Origin of the sequence: Roseovarius sp., from assembly GCF_027019125.1 — a bacterium.
In the GTDB taxonomy this organism is placed as follows: Bacteria; Pseudomonadota; Alphaproteobacteria; order Rhodobacterales; family Rhodobacteraceae; genus Roseovarius.
Map to the genome: position 1 here is coordinate 197,011 of NZ_JALUXE010000034.1, position 20,085 is coordinate 217,095.

The following is a 20,085-nucleotide window of genomic DNA, read 5'->3' on the forward strand; positions in this document are numbered from 1 at the left end:
CCCATGCAGGCCGCACAGCCGGACGACACCACGCTCCCGCCGCTTCGCGAGGATCTCAGCATCTCACCCGGCGCGCCGCTTATGAATGGTGCGCCCAGCTGGGTCATCTATGATCCGATCCGGCATCGCTTTTTTCAGGTCGGTCAGCGCACGATCGAAATGATCTCCGGCTGGTCGTCGGGCACGGTGGCGCGGCTGCAATTCGAGCTGAAGACGAAACGCGCTCTCCGAATTGGCGAACAGGAAGTGCGGGCGGTCCGGGAGTTTCTGAAAAGCAGTGACCTTCTGGCCGAAAGCGGTTCGGGCGTTGCCAAGAGCTTTGATCGCCGCGCGGGGGCACAGCGAAGCTCGCTGATCAATTGGGCGCTGCATCGCTATATTTTCTTTCGCGTGCCGCTGCTGCGTCCAAACGCGTTTCTAAAAGCGACCTGGCCGCTGGTGTGGCCACTGTTCAGTCGTGGCTTTGTGGCGCTGACGGCCGTGGTGTTGATCCTTGCCCTCTATTTGGCAAGTCGTCAGCTTTCCGATGTGCAGGCCCACTTCCGGGGGGCGTTTTCGCTGACCGGCGCAATGACCTATGCGGTAGCGCTGATTTTTGTGAAGATCCTGCATGAGTTGGGTCACGCCTATCAGGCCGTGGCGAGGGGGCTTCGCGTTCCGGTGATGGGGGTTGCCTTCATCGTCATGTTTCCGCTGCTGTATACTGACACGACTGACGCGTGGCGGCTACGCAAGCGGCGCGACCGGGTGATGGTAGACCTGGGCGGAATCATGGTCGAACTTACGCTGGCGATCTATTCGACCCTTTTGTGGTGCTTCCTGCCAGATGGACCGGCGCGCAATGCGGCCTTTGCCGTCGCCACCGTCAGTTGGGTCTTTTCGCTGCTGGTCAATCTGAACCCCTTGATGCGGTTTGATGGCTACTACCTGCTGGCCGACTCCCTTGGGATTCACAATCTGCAACCACGCTCTTTCGCGATGGGCAAATGGGCGTTGCGGGAATTCTTGTTCGGCCTCGGCGCGCCACCACCGGAAAAACTGTCAGGCCGGATGCGTGTATTCATGGTTGTCTATAGCTATGCGGTCTGGATCTATCGGTTCTTCTTGTTTCTGACGATCGCGCTGATTGTATATGCCCTGTCATTTAAGGCGCTGGGGATTATACTGTTCTTGGCGGAGATCATGTTCTTTATCGCAACGCCGATACTGCGCGAAATCAAGGTCTGGATTGACATGCGCGAGCGAATTCTTCGGTCCCTTCGTACTTGGGGAACGTTTGTTGTTGTGACACTTCTTGGTGCGCTTGCCGTCATTCCGATGTCGGGACGCATACACGTGCCGGCGGTTCTGGACGAGGCGCGCCAGCAAGCGATCTATTCGTCAATCGATGGTCGCCTCAAGGAGGTCTTTGTGACCGATGGGCAGGCGGTACGCGCCGGTGACCCGCTGTTTTCCTTCGAGAACCCCGAACTTCCGCTCCAAATTCAGCAAGCGCGACAACGGATTGCCCTGAACGAAGCCCGCCTGAGGGCCGGCGCCGGCGATGCGGTCGAGCGAGCGTCACGGGTTATCATTGAACGGCAGATCGAACAGGAGCGCGAAGCCTTGTCCGCGTTGAAGGATCGGCAATCCGAAATGCAGGTGCGCGCGCCGCTGGATGGTATCGTGCGCGATCTCATCACCGATCCCAAGGCTGATACATGGTTCGGGCGAAAACAGTTTCTCTGCCGCATCGTCGACCCCGGCAGCTTGATCGTTCGCGGCTTCATCAGGGAGGACGACCTGATGCGTATTGACCATGACAAACCCGGCACTTTCGTCGCAGATGAACTGCGTGTGGCAAAACTATCCTTACAGGATATTGCGGTCGCGGATTTCAGCGTTACCGCTTTGCCCGATGGTTATCTGTCATCGCTGAACGGGGGTAACATTCCTGTCTTTAACGGTGATCCGGATGTGAACCGCCCGAAGGGCGTCTGGTACTCGCTCAACGCAAAGGTTGCCGGTGCGACTTCGACAGCGCCCGTACTGGAGACGATTCAGCCGGGCGTGGTGATTCTGCGAACCAATCCAGAATCCCTTGCCGTGAAAACCTTTCGCCGCATTGCTCGCGTTTTGATTCGCGAAGCTGATTTGTAACGCTGCGGCACGCGTCCTGAGGAGCGGTCGTATTTAAGCAGCAAGGATAGGTTTCAGTGCGTTTGTCCGTCTGGTCCCCGGATCAGAAGCAGTCTTCCGCGTTAGCGGCTCTTTCAGAGACTCATGATCGTGACCGCCTCCTCAAAAACAACCCCAACACGGTCTGCTGAGAATATTTTCAGTGAATGAAATGACAAGAACGCACCTCATGGCGCCATGACTCCGGATTCATGTGCGCCTTCAGGTTGTTTTTTATATTGAGGCAATGTACCGGGGTATGACACAAGAGGTGGACGGTTTGACGGGCATCATCACAACACTCAGCGAAAAGGCTGATCTATGAAAGATGGTTTCGAGCGAGGGGTGACCGCAGAAGACTTAGTGTCGGATGACGCAGAAAACACCCCCGAACTGGAATACATGGCGCTGGAAGAGCGGATCATGTTCGATGGCGCGATGGGTGCCGAGGCCGTGGACACGGCCGTCGATCACGCATCCGATGACGTGTCCGGGCCGACCGCCACTGCCGACGATATTGAGGCGGCCGCATCAGCCATAGTTGTCCCAACTGCAGAGCGCTCCGAGATCTATTTCGTCGATTCCAGTGTAGACGATTCAGAGAGCCTGATTTCGGCTATTCCCGCAGGTGCTGAAGTGGTGGTGTTGGACGCCGGATCCGACGGCGTCGAACAGATTACCTCGGCGCTGCAGGGTCGCACCGGTCTCGACGCAATCCATATTCTGTCCCACGGCGAGAGTGGCCAGATAACGTTGGGCGACACAATTCTGGACGCGGCCAGCATCAATGGCGATCATGCTGACGAGCTTGCGATGATCGGCTCTGCGCTGTCAGATGATGCGGATATCCTGATCTATGGCTGTGATGTCGGTCAGGATGATTCAGCGATTGCCGCATTCGCCATGGTGACCGGTGCCGATGTCGCAGCCTCGAGTGATGCGACCGGCGCGGCGGATCTGGGCGGTGATTGGAATCTGGAGGTCACCACCGGCGACATCGAAGCCGCAGTCCTGAATGCCGAAGCATACGGCGGCCTTTTGGCCGTGCCCGAAGTGACTGTTCCTGTCAATGTGCTGACCGGGTCGGAGGATACTGACCTGGCAATCACGGGCGTGTCTGTCGCTGACGCAGATGGCGACCCTCTGACCGTATCGCTTGACGTTAGCAACGGAACGATCACGCTTGCGCAGACAAACGGCCTGACCGTGACAAGCGACGGGAGCGGCTCGGTCTCGATCACTGGTGATGCGGCCGATATCAACAACGCGCTGTCGGGGATGATCTACCGCGCGACGAGCGACTACAACGGCTCTGACAGCTTGGCGATCACTGCCGATGACGGTAGCACCGTCACCAGCGATAGCGTGGCCATCAACGTTAGCGGCGTCAATGACGCGCCTACGTTTTCGCCGACCGGCACTTCGGTCGACGAGGGCGAAACCACCATTTTAACCGAGGCCAATTTTGGCGTCATCGATCCCGACCTCAATCCTCTGCTGAACGCGAGCCCGCAACTGGCCAAGCAGCTTGTCTTCAATCTCGACGCCAGCAACCTGCCGACCGAGGGCACCCTGCGACTGAACGGACAGGCGCTTTTGGCTGGCAGCACGTTCTCGCTGCAGGATGTTCGGGACGGCAGGCTGACCTATGTGCATGACGGCACCAACGTATTGCCCGGCGGTACAGATGCCTTTGCGATCACGATCAACGACGGGGGCGGCAGCGGCGATGTCGGCCCGGCAAACATTACCATCAATCTGCAGCCGGTGAACGATGCGCCAACCATCGGAGGAAACCCGCAGGTCTTCGAGGGCGAAGGAACCGAGGACGAATTCGGTAATCCGGGTACCGTCACAGCCGCCGCCGATATTGGCGGTAGCCTGACGATTTCCGACGTGGATGATTCGATCGCCGCGTCTCAAATCACAATCACGAACATTAACAATGACGGCGAAGGTGCGCTGTTTTGGGATGCGAACGGTAACGGACGTCTTGACGCGGGCGAGGCGCTTTCGGGCGGCGAAACCTTTGCCGCAAGCGAGCTGGCAAATGGCCGTCTACGTTTTGCGCATGATGGAAACGAACCTGACGGTATCAACCCCCGCTTTGATATTGAGGTGACGGATGCGGGTGGCGGTGCCGGCAACGCGAACGCCCTCAGTTCGGGACCGCAGACCATTGAAATCACGGTCGATCCCAACGACGATAACCCCGAACTGACGACCAACTCATCGGTTACCGTTACGGCGGGCGGCAGCGATTCCGTTGCGATCGGCAACGCCAACCTGCAGGCAACTGACGTGGATACCGACAGTCAAAACGTCGTCTACACCGTGACGCAGGTGCCGACCAAAGGTGAATTGCGACTTGACGGCGAAATACTCGGGATCGGCGCGCGCTTTACACAAGCTGATATCGATTCAGGCCGTCTGGACTACAACCGCACGGAGAGCTTTGTTGACGGTGACACCGACACGTTCCGCTTTGATGTGCGTGATTCCACGCTACGCGCGTTCAACAACCCCGGCGTTGAGGGGGCTGATCGCGACCCCGATGGCACGATCCGGGAACATACCTTCACGATAGATTTTTCGGGCAGCGAGGCGGACGGCACGCCGCCGGGACCGGCAGCTCCCGGACGCTCCGGCATAGTTGAGATCGGCTCGTCTAACAGTGTCGGCGTGACAGTGACCGAAGACGATGGCGTGGTCGGTGGGATCGACACCATCCCAATTACCTCCACCGAGTTGCAATACAACCTTCAGACCAATGACGGTAGCGGCGGAACAGTAGCTGTTCCGGCTGCTGAAACTGTCTATCGGATCACCGCGGCACCCGGCAATGGAACGCTTCTACTGTCGGGCTCCGCACTCGCCAATTTCGACACTTTCACGCAGGCTGACATCGACAATGGCAACCTGCAATTCGTTCACGATGGATCTGAATTCCATCAGGGCAGATTCCAGTTCAGCGTATCGGGTGGTACCGGCACCGAAATCGCCGGCTCTTTCACTCTGGACGCAATATCGACCAACGACGCCCCCACCGTCGCGACCAATGACCCGGACCTGTTGCCAGAAGGTGGAACGACCAGGATCACCGCGTCGGAAATCAGCCTGAGTGATGTCGACACCGACAATGAGCCCGGTGAACCTTCGGGTGAGGCGCGCGATGACGATTTGATGTTCCGTATCACGTCTCTGCCAGCGAACGGCATGCTGGAGCGGTTCGATGGCACCAATTGGGTTGCGGTTACGCAGGATGATCTGCTGTCATCGGATCTGCTGACCGTCACCGCGGAAGGAGAGACAGGCGGCTTGCGCTACACGCATGACGGCACTGAGAATTTCGCAGATGCGTTCAGTGTCGAAGTGCGCGACGATCTGACGTTCGCGAGCGCCTTTGATGTTCAAAGCCAGTCGGGCGTTGGTGTCGCTGCGCCCAATAACCTCAGCTCGACTGCGACAGTTAATCTGACGATCGCGTCACAGAACGATGCGCCCATCGCCCCCCAAGGTCCGTCCGATCCGGATACGACGATCATCGACGCGAACGGGGACTCCCAGACGACCGCAAACGATCCGCTGTATCTTGCCGAGGGCGAAACCGGAACGATCACCGACACGCTACTGAACACGGTTGATCCTGACAATACGGATCCGGAAACCCTGCAGTACCGGTTGACCGACAGCCCGGCGAACGGAAGTCTGGCGCTCAATGGTCGGCAGCTGGGTGTTGGATCAACATTCACACAGGCGGACATCGACGCCGGTCGCGTGACCTATGAACACGACGGCACGGAGAATTTCAGCGACCAGTTCAGGTTCGTCGTCAGCGATTCGGTCAGTGACAGTGTGTTTTTACCCGGCGGGGCGTCAGGTGAATCCACTTTCGAGATTTTCGTCGATGCGGCACGCAATGACGCGCCCGAGATCGTCAACAATGGCGACAGTACAGTTGATATTTTCGGCACGTTCACCCACAATTTCGGCAGCGATCTGACCATTACCGATGAGGATCTGGCCGCAGTCGACACAGCGGCAGGTGAGGTCGATTTCATACAGGCGACCATCGTGCTGCAGGACAGCAGCGGCAACAATGTCGATCTGTCGGGCACGGGCGGCATGACTCTGGGCAGCACGACCGGCCTGACCCTGATTGACGGCGACGACAGCAACGGTGACCTTGTCGTGCAGGGAACGCTTGCCGACGTACAGGCGGCGCTTACCGGCCTCGCGGTCGAACTACCCAATGTGGATTTCAACGACACGTTCACCCTTGAGGTGACAGTGGATGACCGCCTGCGCGATGGCAGTGGCGCCCTGACAGTCGGGGCAAATGGCGGCCCGGCGAACGAGGATGGCACGCCCATCGATGCGACCAACAACCGCGATATCCTGAGTGTCACATTCCGGGCGTCAGACGACAACGACGATCCTGTTGCTACCGCGACGCCCGGTGACAAAACAGTGAACGAAGATACCGTTCTCGACCTGTCCGGTTACGTGATCGACGATGTCGACGCCTTCGACAGCGATTTGACCGTCACGCTCAATGTGACAAACGGTCATCTCAGCGTCATCGGGGATGCCACGACCGGTGATCCCTCCAGCCTGAACCTCACCGGCACGATCAGTGAGATAAACGCCCAGCTCGCCCAGTTGACTTATGTCGCTGATGCAAATTTCCACAGCCCAGATGGTACCACGCGAGTCAATGACGACACTCTGACGATCTCCGTCAACGATGGCGGCAACAGCGGGACCGGCGGCGGCGCTGATGTGGTGCTGCCGCCGACGCAAATTGCGATCAATCCAGTCAATGATGGACCAACGCTAACCGTACCGGGTACGCAGACGCTTGATAGTGGCACCTCAATCACGCTTAGCGGTGCAAATGCGCCGCAGGTCGGGGATCCGAACGATGTCAGCAATACGCCGTTCAACGATGTTCAGCGCGTGACTGTCAGTATCCCAACTGGAGATGGTGTCTTGACCGTGTCTTCAGGCGGGCTGACGGATCAAAACCCAGGCAGCGACGAAGTATTGGTTCTGGAAGGCACTCTTACCGATATCAACGCCGCGCTCGATGGCCTGACCTTCGCACCGACAGATCCCAACGTCGATGCGAGCGTCACTGTCACCGTCGAAATCGACGATCAGGCAAACGGTGGCACGGCCTTGCCGAATGGTGTCGGCGGCGCGCTGACCGCCAGCGACAGCTTCGTCATTCAGGTATCTTCCGTTAACGACGGACCCGCGGTCAATCCACCGATAGACCAGGCGGTTGCCGAAGACAGCAGCCTTAGCTTCTCTATCGGAAACGGCAACGCATTCACGATCAGCGATCCCGACGATTTTGGCACCGTCATGGAGGCGACCGTTTCCGTCAATTATGGTGCAATAACTGCGGCGGGCGGTTCTGGTGCCACGCTGGCGGGCGACGGCTCTGGGGCGCTCACCATCATCGGCACCGAAGCGCAGATCAACGCCGCGCTTGATGGTCTGATCTATACGCCCAATGCCGATTTCCACAGCAACGGCGCGGGTCGTTCGGACACCATTACGGTTACCATCGATGATCAGGGCAATACCGGCGTCGGCGGTGCCAAATCCGCGGCGCAATCGGTCAGCATCAACGTTACGCCGGTCAATGATCGCCCGGTCGCCTCCGGCGGTCCTGTCACGGTGTCGGCAACGCCCGAAGATCAGACCGGCACAGGGGTAGAGTTGTCCAGTCTGCTGGGCGGTACTTACAGCGACGCCACGGACAATCAGACCGGGGCAGGTGTCGACGGCGGTGACACCTCCACGCCGCTCACCTTCGTGGCAATCGTGGGATTCACAGGGTATGATCCGGCGCAGGGCACATGGCAGGTCAGCGACGGCAGCGGCGGCTGGATCGACGTTCCAACATCCGGTCTGAGCGCCAGCAATGCCTTGATTGTTGAGACAGGGCGCGAAATCCGCTTTGATCCGGCAGCCGATTTTCACGGCACACCCGGCACGGTGAACGTGCGCCTTGCCGATGGTGATGGCAGCCGCAGCATCACCGCGAGTGCCGGAGCGGGCGATTTGAAGAATTTGTCGTCCGAGGGCGGCACCGACCAGACTGGTCGATGGTCGGCCGGATCGGTGGCGATCCAGACCGCCGTCACGGCGGAAAATGACCGACCGACCGGCTCGGACGCGACCCTCGCCGCGGTTGGCGAGGACACCACGACACCACCGGGTGACACCGTGGGCAGTCTTTTTGGCGGCATTTATGACGACGGCACCGACGATCAGGCAGACATCCCTGGCGGAGGTGATAGCAGTACACCGCTGGGCGGCGTAGCCGTCATTGGCAGCGCCGCGGACGCGGCGACCGAGGGCACTTGGCAATACCGCTCGGCCGGAAGCCCTGGGTGGATGGATATCCCGCAGGGCGCCGCCAACGATACCAACGCCATCCTTCTGCCCACCGACGCTGAGCTGCGCTTTGTGCCCGTCGGTAACTACAACGGCACGCCCGGTGCTCTTGAAATCCGTTTGGCTGACGCACCGCAGTCATTCGACCCCAGTGCCGATATATCCGGCGTGTTAGGTGACGATCCGGGTCGCGACACCGATATCTGGTCAGCGGCGATCAACCTGAACACCTCGGTCACAGCCATCAACGATGCGCCAGTCTTTGGCGGCACGGGTGCCTCTGTGACTGTCAGCGAAAGCAACAGCCCCAATAGTGGCATAGCGCCACAACAATTGGTTGCCGGCGCGACTGTGTCGGACCTTGATATCGCGACAACTCTGGGACTGGGGCAGTTCGGGGCGGGCACCATCACGGCTTCGATGGACGGCGGGGGCCAATCGTTCGATCAACTCACGATCACCAATGCGTCCCTTCCGGGCATCGCAAGCGTTAGCGGCGGCGGTAATGGCACTGACTTGATCATCAATCTGGCACCTACGGCGACGACCGCGCAGGTGGAGGCGATTGCCGAGGCTCTGCGCTACAACAGCAATTCCGACACATTCAGTGGTACGCGCAACATCACGATCACACTGAGCGACGGCAACAACGACAATGGTGGGGGCAACGATGCCGGCGGTCCCTCCGCACTGTCGGATAGCCTTAGCGCGTCGGTAACGATCACCGAGGTGAACGACCCGCCCGCTGGGGCCGACAACACGGTAAGCACACCTGAGGACACCGCTCTCGTTTTCGCAGCTGGCGACTTCAACTTCACCCAGCCGGGGGGAGAGACGGATGTCATGGACGGGGTCCGTATCGACACGCTGCCCGCGACCGGCACTTTTGTGCTGAACGGCACCGCGGTCAGCGCAGGCGACATCATCGCGCAAGGCGATATTACCGGCGGCAATCTGATCTACACCCCAGATCCGGATGCAAACGGTACCGGCCTCGATATCTTTACCTTCTCGGTGCGCGACGATCGCGGCGGCTTCGATACTACGCCAAAAACGATGACCGTCGATGTGACGCCGGTCAACGACGCGCCCTCGGCAACTCCATCTCAGGACTTCACGATCAGCGAAGATGATGGCCTTCAGACTATCGCAGGCTTTATGCAATCGATCGAAGAAGGAGGTGCGGCGGACGAGGACGGGCAGATAGTCTCGTTCACCATCGAAGGCGTGTCTGACGGCACCAATTACACGGCGGCCCAATTGTTCGACACATTGCCGACGTTCACCACCGCGTCGGGGGTGGGAAACACGCTGGTCTTCGAACCAAGTGATATCCTCGCCCAAGGCGAAACGGAAACCGTCACCGTCACTGTCGGCGTGACCGACAACGGTGGCACCGCCAACGGCGGTAATGATACAGGTGCCGACCAGACCTTTACGATCACCATCACGGGCGCGAATGATCAGCCGGTACTGGACGTTCCGCTGCCGGATCAGAGTGACAATGACGGCGATACGGTCAGCGTGGATGTGTCGGGCAACTTCTCGGACCCTGATGCCAGCGACACGCTGAGATTTTCGGCCACCGGCCTGCCGCCGGGGCTGAGCATCGATCCGGGCACCGGTGTGATCAGCGGCACGATTGATGCCGATGCCTCGGTCTCCGGGCCCTATAGCGTGACCGTGACGGCGGATGATGGCAGCGGCCTGCCCAACAGCAGCCAGAGCGACAGCTTCACATGGACGGTCGGCAACCCCCCACCGGTGGCGACGGATGACACTGACAGCACCGACGAGGACACGGCAATCAGCCGCGACGCGGCCAGCGGCGTGCTGCCCAATGACAACGATCCGGACGGCGATACGCTGACGGTCAGCCAGGTTGATGGCGGGCCGGGCAATGTCGGCGCTGCGGTGGCGGGCTCGACCGGCGGACTGTTCACGATCAACGCCGACGGCTCATATGATTTCGATCCGGACGGCGATTTCGAGAGTCTGGCTCTTGGCGAGAGCACGACCAGCACGGTCAGCTACGAGGTCTCCGATGGCGAGGGCGGTACCGATATGGCAACGCTCACCGTGACCATCACGGGCGCGAATGATCAGCCGGTACTGGACGTTCCGCTGCCGGATCAGAGTGACAATGACGGCGATACGGTCAGCGTGGATGTGTCGGGCAACTTCTCGGACCCTGATGCCAGCGACACGCTGAGATTTTCGGCCACCGGCCTGCCGCCGGGGCTGAGCATCGATCCGGGCACCGGTGTGATCAGCGGCACGATTGATGCCGATGCCTCGGTCTCCGGGCCCTATAGCGTGACCGTGACGGCGGATGATGGCAGCGGCCTGCCCAACAGCAGCCAGAGCGACAGCTTCACATGGACGGTCGGCAACCCCCCACCGGTGGCGACGGATGATGTTTATGTCGTCAATGAGGACCGGACGCTCACCGTTCCCGGACCTGGCGTTTTGGGCAACGATGTGGATGTGGACGGCGATGCACTATCGGTTGCAGTCGCAACGGGGCCTTCCAATGGTAGTCTGACGCTCAATCCCGACGGTTCCTTCACCTATGTCCCGGATCGGAATTTCAACGGCACCGAAAGCTTCACCTACACTGTCACAGATGCTGACGGGGCCACAGACACGGCGACTGTGACGATAATCGTCAATCCCGTTGGCGAATTCGCGGGAGATGTCGAGCGGGCGGACGACGATGATCGAACAGAACTCGACGATCTGCCGCGTTCCGGCATCTATGCGGACCCGATTGTCGATCTGGTAGCCGGGCAAGAGAATGACCTGTTCAGCACGCCCGCCCTGATGTCTGACATCAACACCGGTCTTGAGGTGGATCACCCGATCCTGACGGCCGTGAATGCGATTCAATCGCTGGAAGGTACGCCCCTGCTGCCAGTCGAGACGGGAACTGATGTCGAAACAATTTTCGCGCGAGGTGCGGTCGAGGCGGCAGTGGAAGGGGTCGGGTTCCCGCGCATCCTTGACGAGGGTATTTTCGCGATTCGCGATGTCAATGATCGATTGGATCAACTGTCGCAAGATGGGCGGCGTATCGACGTCGCTGATATGACGACGGTGCGCGGGGATCGCCTGAAGATTGCAGCAGACGTGACTGATCAGAACCGCGTGGTGCTGAACGTGTTCGTCCAAAGCGCGACTGGCGCGCCTTTGGCGATCGAGGCGATTGAAGCCAAAGACGCCGCCGGTGTATCGGTCGAACTGGATGTGGACGGTGGTGCTGTTCTCGCCATTGACGGCGGACGCGACCGTTCTTTCATAGAATTCGGTTTGGCCAATGGTCAGACGATATCAACAGAACTCGGGCTGCCAGGAGACGGTGCAGCCGGGATCAGTATGCGTGAAGTCTTGGATAAGACGTTCACGGCGCAAACCGAAAAGCTGGTTTTCGCCAGCGACGCCGAGGCGTCAAAACTGATACAGGCTGTAGCAAGGGTCACGACATGATAAACGAAGTTCGGATGGCCTCCGGTAAATTCACAGGCATCCAAATGGCGGGCCCGGTTCGTCGCGGTCTCAAGGCGGGGATGGGGATGCTGGCACTGGCGGCCATCGCCGGGTGCACGGTCGCGCCCGAGCCTTTCACCAAAGCAGAAATGGAGGCGTTTGCCGCCGACAGAGAGCGACGGGTCATCTCGGAAAATCAGACGCCCGTGACGCATAGCATCGACCTCTACGATGCAATGGCACGCGCGTTGAAATACAATTTGGATCATCGCCTGGAAATGGCCGACCTTGCGTTGAGAAGCGCCGAGCTCCGTGAGGCCGAATTCGACATGCTGCCCGAATTAGTGGCGAGGGTCGACTGGTCGGACCGGAACAATGATCCGTTCTCGCGGTCCCTCAATCAGGATGGAACGGTTGATCCACTGGCCTCTACCTCGGCGGATCCGGGCAGCGATTCAGGGAGTTTGGAACTGAGTTGGGATATTCTTGACTTTGGCTTATCATACTACCGGGCCAAGCAGGCTGGCGATCGTTTCTTAATTGCCGAGGAACAACGCCGGGCAGCGATCAATCGCGTGATTGAGGATGTCCGCACGGCGTATTGGCGCGCGGTCGCCGCCGAGCGTCTTCTTGGACAGATCAGTCAGCTGGAGAATCGCGCTCAAGCAGCTTTGAGCGTGGCGCGCGGCCAGGTTAAGAATGGCGAAGGTGATCGGTTGGAAGCGCTGCGATTCCAGCGCGAAATGCTCGATACGCTGCGCACTGCGCAGGAGTTGCGGCGGGATCTGTTCGTTGCCAAGAACCAGTTGGCGGCATTGATGAATTTGCCGCAGAACCAGCAGTTCTCTGTCGTCGTCCCGAAGCGCGCCGGTCTCAAAACGCCGATCACGGCCTTGTCTTCGGATGACATGACACGAATGGCGTTGCGCAACCGGCCTGAAATGCGGGAAATCGCCTATCGCCTGCGCATCAATGAGGAAGAGGAAAAGGCATCTGTGCTGGCGCTCCTTCCATCCATCCGCGGGTATCTGGGCGTCAACTACGATTCTAACGATTATCTCGTGAACGAAAATTGGACCGGATGGGGCGCCCGTGTGTCGTGGGACCTGATGAACCTGGCCAAATACCCGCGAAGTAAGAACCGTGTCGCGCGTCAGGGCGACCTTCTCGATGCGCGGTCGCTGGCCTTGTCCCAAGCAATCGCAACGCAGGTGTTCGTTGCAAACAAGCGATTCCATAGCCTGCAGCATGAGGCCGAGACAGCGCGCCAATACCACAACACCTCCGATCAAATCTTCTCGCAGGCGCGAGACGAGTATCAGACAGGCGTAGGCTCTCAACGAGAACTCGTGCGCGAGAACCTCAACGCGATCCTTGCATCGTTGCGCTATGACGCGACCTACGCGGAAATGCAGGGAGCTTTTGCGAATGTTTACGCTGCTGTCGGCCTCAACGCCTACGATGGAAAGCTCACTGGTCAGGAAAGCGTCGAAGTACTCTCAGGCGCATTGCGGAAAATGTGGCGCGAACGCGGAGACAAGGGATAACTCTTTAATCCGCGCCTTCTCAGCTGTCGTCTGGCCTGACCGTTCGCCGCCATCGCGCTGAGCCTACCGGCCCCAAAGCCGGAGCAGGAGTGAAGCTTGGTCATCGGAAGTGCGACCCGACATGGCAAAAAATTATAACAAACCCACTGGCTGCGGGCCACCGACGGTTCGGTTTAGCCGAAAGTTTGTGCGGCAAGGCCGCTGTCGTTCACGGTTATGGCCCGTCTTGCAATTTGAATGTCCTGTTCAAGGAGTTCGCCCATATTCTAACGCTAACGCAGCGAAGGTCCGGATTCCGCCGTCCATGACGCCTCTATAGCCACGTCGGCCTTGTCAGCTCTGGTATGATTTGAGCTGCATGATCACGTCCTCGCCGAGATGTCGTAGGGGGTCTGGCGGAACAGGATGCCCTGATCCTTCAGCGTGGCTTCGGACAAGCGGCAGGCGGCGCCGTAGACAGCCAGATCGTCCCCGAAGTCCGGCGCGGCCGCAGCGAGGTCGTCGCGGATCAACTTCAGCACTGCGCGGGTCAGGACGTTGCCGCCCCCGGGGCTGCGGTCCTTCAGGATGCCGTTATAGAGCAGGGCGACGGCGCGCTCCCCATGCACACCCAGAAGCGGGCCGGCGGGTACGTCACCCATGGGCTGCCGGGTCTCGGAGAACCAGACGTGACGGGCAAGGTCGGCAAAGCGGATCGCTGGGTCGATCCGGCCGTCCTCGTCGAAGACCGCGGGGCCGAGGGTGCAGAAGCGGAAGCCGCCGCCGCCCTCCCATCCGACATCCTTCGATATGCCGCCCTGTTCGCCCTCAATGACCTTTTGCAGGCGCAGGGCGCAATGAGTGCGGGCAACCCCACGAAACTCTCTCGACCCGGAAGACCAATCTCACGGATCCAAACTCGTGTGGGCAAGATTTTTCGTTTTTTTCTTCGCCAATCCTGCGACCGGCCAAAATCTACTCCGAAGACGCAAGACAGGAGTTTCGAAACACCCTCTCCAAGCAGATCCATCCCCGGATTTCTGACGGTCGTGACGGCAAATGCCGTTTTCTCCGGACGCGGCCATTGGGCACGAACGCCCCCGGATCCCATGCTGGAGGTTTACTCATGAACTCTATCATCTTCACTCACTTCGAAGTGCCTGATGAGGGCGCTGCGCCCCTCACTGTGGCCCTCGACCGTCTGAGCGCCTGGCTTGATGTCGAGCGCGACACGCTGGGTCGCGTGCTTGCGCAAGCCGGCCAATTGCAGGCCAGCAACGCGCTCGAAGCGCTGGACCAGCTGCATCTGGAACCAGGTCACGGCCCAGCCGAGATCCGCGAGTTGCTCGAGCACGCGCTCGTGCTTCTCGAGGTTCTGCTCGGAACCCTGCGCGGCATGTCCTGCCGCCAGGGGACGATTTCGGCATGGGGGCTGCCGGGACCTGCGGCGTTCGACATGCATGTGCGCTGGTCAGGCGCGCGACTCGAGGACATCACGATTACGCTCGAGCGCGCGCTGGCGACCTGAAACGGACAGGGCAGGGGCCCCGGTAATCTGCCGGGGCCTATTCTTTCGTATCCGATAAGACTGGTTATCGGATACTATTGGCAATGGCTGCGAAGAGCAGGGGAGGGACACGATGATGGCGCTGCGAGAACGTCTGACGGCGCATCTCAACCAGAATTGGCGGGAGGACCTGGAGCCGGTCTCGCGCGGCTTCTTCGAGGGCGTCGAGCCGGACCTGGGCGAGCTTCCCGAGTGGGACGTCCCTGATCTCTTCCCGGATCGCTTGGATCTCGGGCATTTGAGAGAAGTCGAAGATCCGGTCCCGGTCCGTCATATGCTACGTGCGTTCGACGGCCTTACGCCCGATCGGGTCCGGGTCGTGATCCTCGGGCAGGACCCCTATCCGCGACGCGCCGGGGCAACAGGTCGGGCCTTCGCCCCCGGAACGATCCGATCTGGCGTCGGGTGTGTGGGTGTTGCCCCATCATGATGTGCCGGAATCCTTATCGCCCCGATCGGTTGGCAGCTGCCAACCTTGGATCCCTTTGGTCGCCTGCCGGATCCCCCACATCATGGCTTGGAAGGAGCTGGTATCCGCCCGGAAGGGGATATTCACATACATCCCGCCATCCTCCTGCTGGGTGACCTCTACGCCTCGGTCTGCGAGCATTTCGAGCCAGATATCGGCTATCGTCTCGAACTCCGCCAGACTTTCCCACTGCCCATAGCGCTCCCAGAGAACGCGATGGACGTCACGCAGCCGCTGGAAGAAAGGGGAGAACCAGTGCCCCTCGATGGCTTCTGATATCTCTGGCAGGTCCACTTCGGCGTCTTGGTTGAGCCCGTCGGCGGTGCCCAGCACGTAGGAGGCATACTTCACGAGGTTGCCGATGTTGCGCTGAGCTTCGATCAGGAGCGCATCGTAGTCAGAATCGTGTCGGCACTTCAGTATTGCCTCCCGCACGTTCGGTCCGGCTGCGCCGAGAATGTTCAGGAGGACTTCCTGATAGTTCTCGGATGGGTTTTTGCCGAAGCCAGCCGAGATCCGACAGGCTGCATATTCGTCCCAGGAGGCCTCGATCACCTCGAGCCGGAGGCTTTCGTACCAAGTGGCAGGACGATAACGAAGGATCACCTCGGGGAACTGGCGATCTTTGATGGCGTTGATTTCGACATGCGCGCATTCGTGGGCGATGATGTGAACCGCCTCTTGGCAGGCCTCGCTGTCTGGCTCCTCCATGAGGCCCTCCAAAAAGACCGCATTGAACAGGATGTGCGATTTCAGGGCACCATCACGAAGAACCGCCGGGGTCATCGCAATGCCGATGCCCCACTCCTTGCTGGCCGACAGTTCAGAGGACGTCTCGACTCCGCGATCCAGTTCTCTCAGGGCTTCGCCATAGTCGTAGGCCAGGGTCACGCCATCCAGGGTTTCGAGATCCATATGCTGACCGAAGAAATTGATCAGCCCGAGGACGTTCGATCCGATGGCGCGAGCGTCTTCCTCGCGGGCGTAGTTCCTGGCTGAGGCCGAGAGGTTGGTCGGCGTGCTTGTCTTTGGTTCTTCCGACACTTGTTCTTCCTTGCTCTGCCTACAAATCGAAGGTGTGGTCTCCTCGTGGTGCCGCACGTTGCGGTCTCAGCCTGCTCCGCACCTCCCGAAACAGCGCCTTGATCTCGCCGACGGCCTTCGAACTCGGTGATCGCCTGGCCGGAGATCAGCGCCTGTATAAATGCCTTGCGCTGGCCGAGTCGGGCCTTGGCCACCGGCACGTCCGGGTAAAGGTCTTGCAGCACCGCCGCGGTGTCGTCCCCCTCGGGCCCGACCGCGGCCACTTGGCTCAGGACGAAGATCCCCGGCCGCCCGGTCTGCTTCATGATCTCGACCGTGCCCGCGGTCGCGTTGATGTCGAAGGGCCCCGGCCGAATGGGAATGACCACCAGGTCCGCCGCGCGGATTCCTCTGGTGCCTAAGGCTCACCGGCAGGTGTTCAGGCGATGCTGTTTTCCCAGAGCGATAAACGAGCAAGGTCGTTACTCCTGCAGGTCGATATCTGAGGGGATTCTCCCTCGAGAATTCAAAAAGCCTCGGGCAAAAGCGTCTTGCTGATCTGACATTGGCAGACCAATGGCGTGGCGAAGCAGAAATCCCCGTTCCGGTATCTGGTCATAGATGAGGAATGGAGGATGGACCTTATGCTGCCAGGTTCTTCCGAACTCGATCGCGCAGGCCGCGGGAGAGGCAGGAAAGACAGACAGATCTGCATCCATCCCGTGCTGATCCTTGATGGCGTCGAACGTCTTTCCGACGAGCTCCCGAAAACGGGAGAGATCATCCTTGTTGCGAAGCTCAGACGCGCCCAGCCTGCTGCTCCGGATCTCCCAGATTGAAACCGGTTCCTCAGGCAGCGCCTGGATGACACGATCATCTGCAATTGCGGCCGTGACGGAGATTTTCAGCGCCACTTTCTTCGGGCCGGGAGCCCCAGCTGTGCAAGTGAACTCGAGAGGTTCACGATCGTTCGGCCAGGCCCAGCCCGGCGTCGGCTCCCTGTGTCTGCCGTAGACGGAAACGGGAGACAGATCTGGAAGCAGTCGGCCAAGCTCCATGAGGACGGGCATGGGCGCGAAGCCGAACACCGCGAGATGTTCAAGCTCACCGTCTGCGAACCTTCCGTCGATCTCTCGCTTGATCTTCTTGCGAAGCGCATCGATGACGACGGGGTAGTATTCGGGATCGCTGTCCTTCTGCGCGATGTCCCGGATTTTGACGTCGATGGGACGCCGGTCTGCAGGGGTGAAATCTGGCCTCATGGCCTCGATGCAGTCGCGGAGCGGAACGGCTGTTTCGTTGTCGCCGACCGCAGCGGCGATCCGAAGGATATGGGCGGGCGTTGCATTCGGGTTTGCGAGTAGACGCTCGATCCGCTCCTCGTTGGCACGCTTCATCTCGCGCAAGACGTCCACGGTATAGCGGTCGATCTTGGCGGGATCGTCGATCTCGCGGTGATGCGGATCGCACATCAACATCAGGTTCTCGGGATCATCCGCGAGCTGGTGCGAGAGGACCGGATGGCCGCGCTCGCCGCCCGGGTCAGAGGCGATGATATGAGCCAGGTAGGCATGGTTCTTCGCCAGGTCGCCCGTCACGAGATCGCCGTCGAGGCGTTTGCCACAGCCGTGATACTGGCATCGGCCGGCAGCGCGACCCCAGACGAGAATTCTTGTCTTTTGCGATGGACTACGCCCTCGTGCCATCCGGAGCCTCCTGCCTCTGCCTGAGTATCTCGCCCACGGAGATCGGGCCCGGCGCGTTCGAGCCGCGCCAGACGCCGTCGAGATGCCAGATTTCATAGAAATGGAGCCACTCGGACGCCCATGGGACGATCCGGTCGGCGATGAGCATCGTGCTGTCCCATTCCCCGGCATCGGGATCGAACAGGCAGAGCGCCGAGTCTTCCGGAGTCTGATGATCGTAGTTCAGGTGCGGCAGATCGATGAAATCGGTCCCCGGCCGGGGCTCGATTGGCGGGTCCAGGACGTGGACCAGGGGAACGGCTGTCGGGTTCTGCCACTCCCAGATGACGGCGACCTCATATTTCATCTGGAAACCCCGGAGAGGTCCAATCCACGCGATGGCCCGACCTTTTTCCAGCATCCGCGGCCGGAGGTCAGGCCAACGATGCCGCATGCGGTTGAGCTGGACCTGAGCGGAGCGCGGCTTCCTGGGCTTCGCCTTCATTTTCCGCGGAAACCGGGATGGAAGTGGTGGGCGGGTGCCCTCGAGACCTTGGCCACCTGTTTCGGCGCGGGCGAGACGAGACCGGGATTGGCCACGAACCCCTTGTTGTGCTCGTAATGTGCGGCGCCGGCGGTCGAGGAAAGACCGTCGATATAGGCCCGAACCGCCTTCTCGCTGACCCGTTCGCCGAACAGGTCGTTGAAGATCTTGCGCGTATCCGACAGGGTAGAGGACCGGGCGCGAGCCAGTTCTGCTACAAGATGGCGTAGATCCATCCGGAAAAGTTTCATCTCCCGATCGTGCTTCGGCCACCGGTCGTTGAAGTTTTCTTCCCAGAGCGCTGGATTGCGCTCCTCGGGACGGCGGCCGCTATCCAGCGCGACTGCCATGCGCCTGTCGAGTTCTGCGGCGTAGCTCTCGAGTTGCGCGCAGATCCCGAAAGGGGAGAGGGGGACCTCGGCGGCGATCTTGGACAGATAAACGGACACCGGGCGCTTCTCGTCCCGGTTGGCATAGCGCAGGTTGAGGTATCGCTTCATGAGCTTGAGGGCGATGACCTGCGGCGCGTCCCGGATCGGATCGATCGGCTCGGGGAGCGCGTCTATGTCCGCATCGGCCATGATGGTGCCAGGCACCAGGCGATCCTTCATCTGCAGCTTCGAGCGGACGTCACGCACATGATCCTGGAAGCTCCGGCTCGGCATCGTGATGCGTGTCCTGAAGTCTTCAGCAAAGCCGTAGGGGTTCACGCGGAACCGCTCATCACGTCCTTCGTCGGGGCTGTGATAAATCTCGCCGACACGCTCGTCCCGAGGATCACGGTCCGGATCCATCGGCGTGACGTCCAAATGCATGAAGGCGAACTGGAGCTGGATGCAGCGTGTGCATCGCTCGATCTTCTTCACGTCGGGAAAGCCCTCGAAGGCGGCGTGGAGCTCGTCGAGCACTTGTCGCGGCGTCCAGCCAATCGGGGTGCGGAATTCCAGGATGGCGTCCAGATCGAACCTGTCGTCGTCCGCGCCATGAACGATGGTGGCACCAATGGCGCGGGAGCCCTGAGGATAGACGAGGGCGGTCTCCATGTATCGGCGGATCGGACTGGTCGGCCGCTGGAGGTGCTCCGGGATCAGGTTGTATCGTTTCGATGCAACCTGGTTGTCTCGCGGGCTCAGTTCCATCTCGAGAACAGTGCCGAGCAGCAGGGCATCGAGTTGCGGTGCGGTATCGTCGAGCGGCATCGAAAAGGCCTCCTCCGG

General features: G+C 60.2%; 11 protein-coding genes. 6 read left to right on the forward strand and 5 right to left on the reverse strand.

Going from position 1 to position 20,085, the window contains the following annotated elements; translation table 11 throughout:
* Window positions 1-3: 3 nt before the first annotated feature.
* The 3 genes from MVC20_RS17290 to MVC20_RS17300 all read left to right on the forward strand — a co-directional run bounded on the left by MVC20_RS17290 (window position 4) and on the right by MVC20_RS17300 (window position 13,601).
* Window positions 4-2,139 carry a biotin/lipoyl-binding protein gene (locus MVC20_RS17290; RefSeq protein WP_297543634.1) on the forward strand — a complete coding sequence of 712 codons (2,136 nt, stop codon included), beginning with the start codon at window positions 4-6 and terminating at the stop codon, window positions 2,137-2,139.
* 339 nt (window positions 2,140-2,478) lie between these two features.
* A complete protein-coding gene (locus tag MVC20_RS17295) occupies window positions 2,479-12,054 on the forward strand; it encodes a cadherin-like domain-containing protein (RefSeq protein WP_297543636.1) in 9,576 nt (3,191 codons plus the stop codon).
* A complete protein-coding gene (locus MVC20_RS17300; protein WP_288397571.1) occupies window positions 12,051-13,601 on the forward strand; it encodes a TolC family protein in 1,551 nt (516 codons plus the stop codon). Before MVC20_RS17295 ends, MVC20_RS17300 begins: the two co-directional genes overlap by 4 nt.
* Before the next feature lie 362 nt (window positions 13,602-13,963).
* Here MVC20_RS17300 and MVC20_RS17305 read toward each other — a convergent pair whose 3' ends face one another.
* Complete coding sequence (locus tag MVC20_RS17305) at window positions 13,964-14,242, reverse strand: hypothetical protein (protein ID WP_297543640.1); 279 nt, start codon at window positions 14,240-14,242, stop codon at window positions 13,964-13,966.
* A gap of 27 nt (window positions 14,243-14,269) precedes the next feature.
* Here MVC20_RS17305 and MVC20_RS17310 point away from each other — a divergent pair, with 27 nt between their 5' ends.
* The 3 genes from MVC20_RS17310 (at window position 14,270) to MVC20_RS17320 (ending at window position 15,577) form a co-directional block, all read left to right on the forward strand.
* The gene (locus MVC20_RS17310) at window positions 14,270-14,710 is read left to right on the forward strand and encodes a hypothetical protein (RefSeq protein ID WP_297543642.1); all 441 of its coding nucleotides are present in this window, start codon (window positions 14,270-14,272) and stop codon (window positions 14,708-14,710) included.
* Complete coding sequence (locus tag MVC20_RS17315; RefSeq protein WP_297543643.1) at window positions 14,707-15,108, forward strand: hypothetical protein; 402 nt, start codon at window positions 14,707-14,709, stop codon at window positions 15,106-15,108. The genes MVC20_RS17310 and MVC20_RS17315 overlap by 4 nt, the downstream gene beginning before the upstream one ends.
* A 112-nt stretch (window positions 15,109-15,220) precedes the next feature.
* A complete protein-coding gene (locus MVC20_RS17320) occupies window positions 15,221-15,577 on the forward strand; it encodes a hypothetical protein (protein ID WP_297543645.1) in 357 nt (118 codons plus the stop codon).
* Here the strand turns inward: MVC20_RS17320 and MVC20_RS17325 are convergent.
* The 4 genes from MVC20_RS17325 to MVC20_RS17340 form a co-directional block, all read right to left on the reverse strand.
* Window positions 15,572-16,660: a hypothetical protein gene (locus MVC20_RS17325; RefSeq protein ID WP_297543647.1), complete on the reverse strand. Its 1,089-nt coding sequence runs from the start codon at window positions 16,658-16,660 to the stop codon at window positions 15,572-15,574. The two genes, MVC20_RS17320 and MVC20_RS17325, sit on opposite strands and share 6 nt — an antisense overlap.
* Before the next feature lie 461 nt (window positions 16,661-17,121).
* Window positions 17,122-18,345 (reverse strand): HNH endonuclease, encoded by a 1,224-nt coding sequence (locus tag MVC20_RS17330; RefSeq protein WP_297543649.1) that lies wholly within the window; start codon window positions 18,343-18,345, stop codon window positions 17,122-17,124.
* Window positions 18,329-18,691: a hypothetical protein gene (locus MVC20_RS17335; protein WP_297543651.1), complete on the reverse strand. Its 363-nt coding sequence runs from the start codon at window positions 18,689-18,691 to the stop codon at window positions 18,329-18,331. The genes MVC20_RS17330 and MVC20_RS17335 overlap by 17 nt, the downstream gene beginning before the upstream one ends.
* A gap of 134 nt (window positions 18,692-18,825) precedes the next feature.
* Window positions 18,826-20,067 (reverse strand): nucleotidyltransferase, encoded by a 1,242-nt coding sequence (locus MVC20_RS17340; RefSeq protein WP_297543653.1) that lies wholly within the window; start codon window positions 20,065-20,067, stop codon window positions 18,826-18,828.
* Window positions 20,068-20,085: the final 18 nt, after the last annotated feature.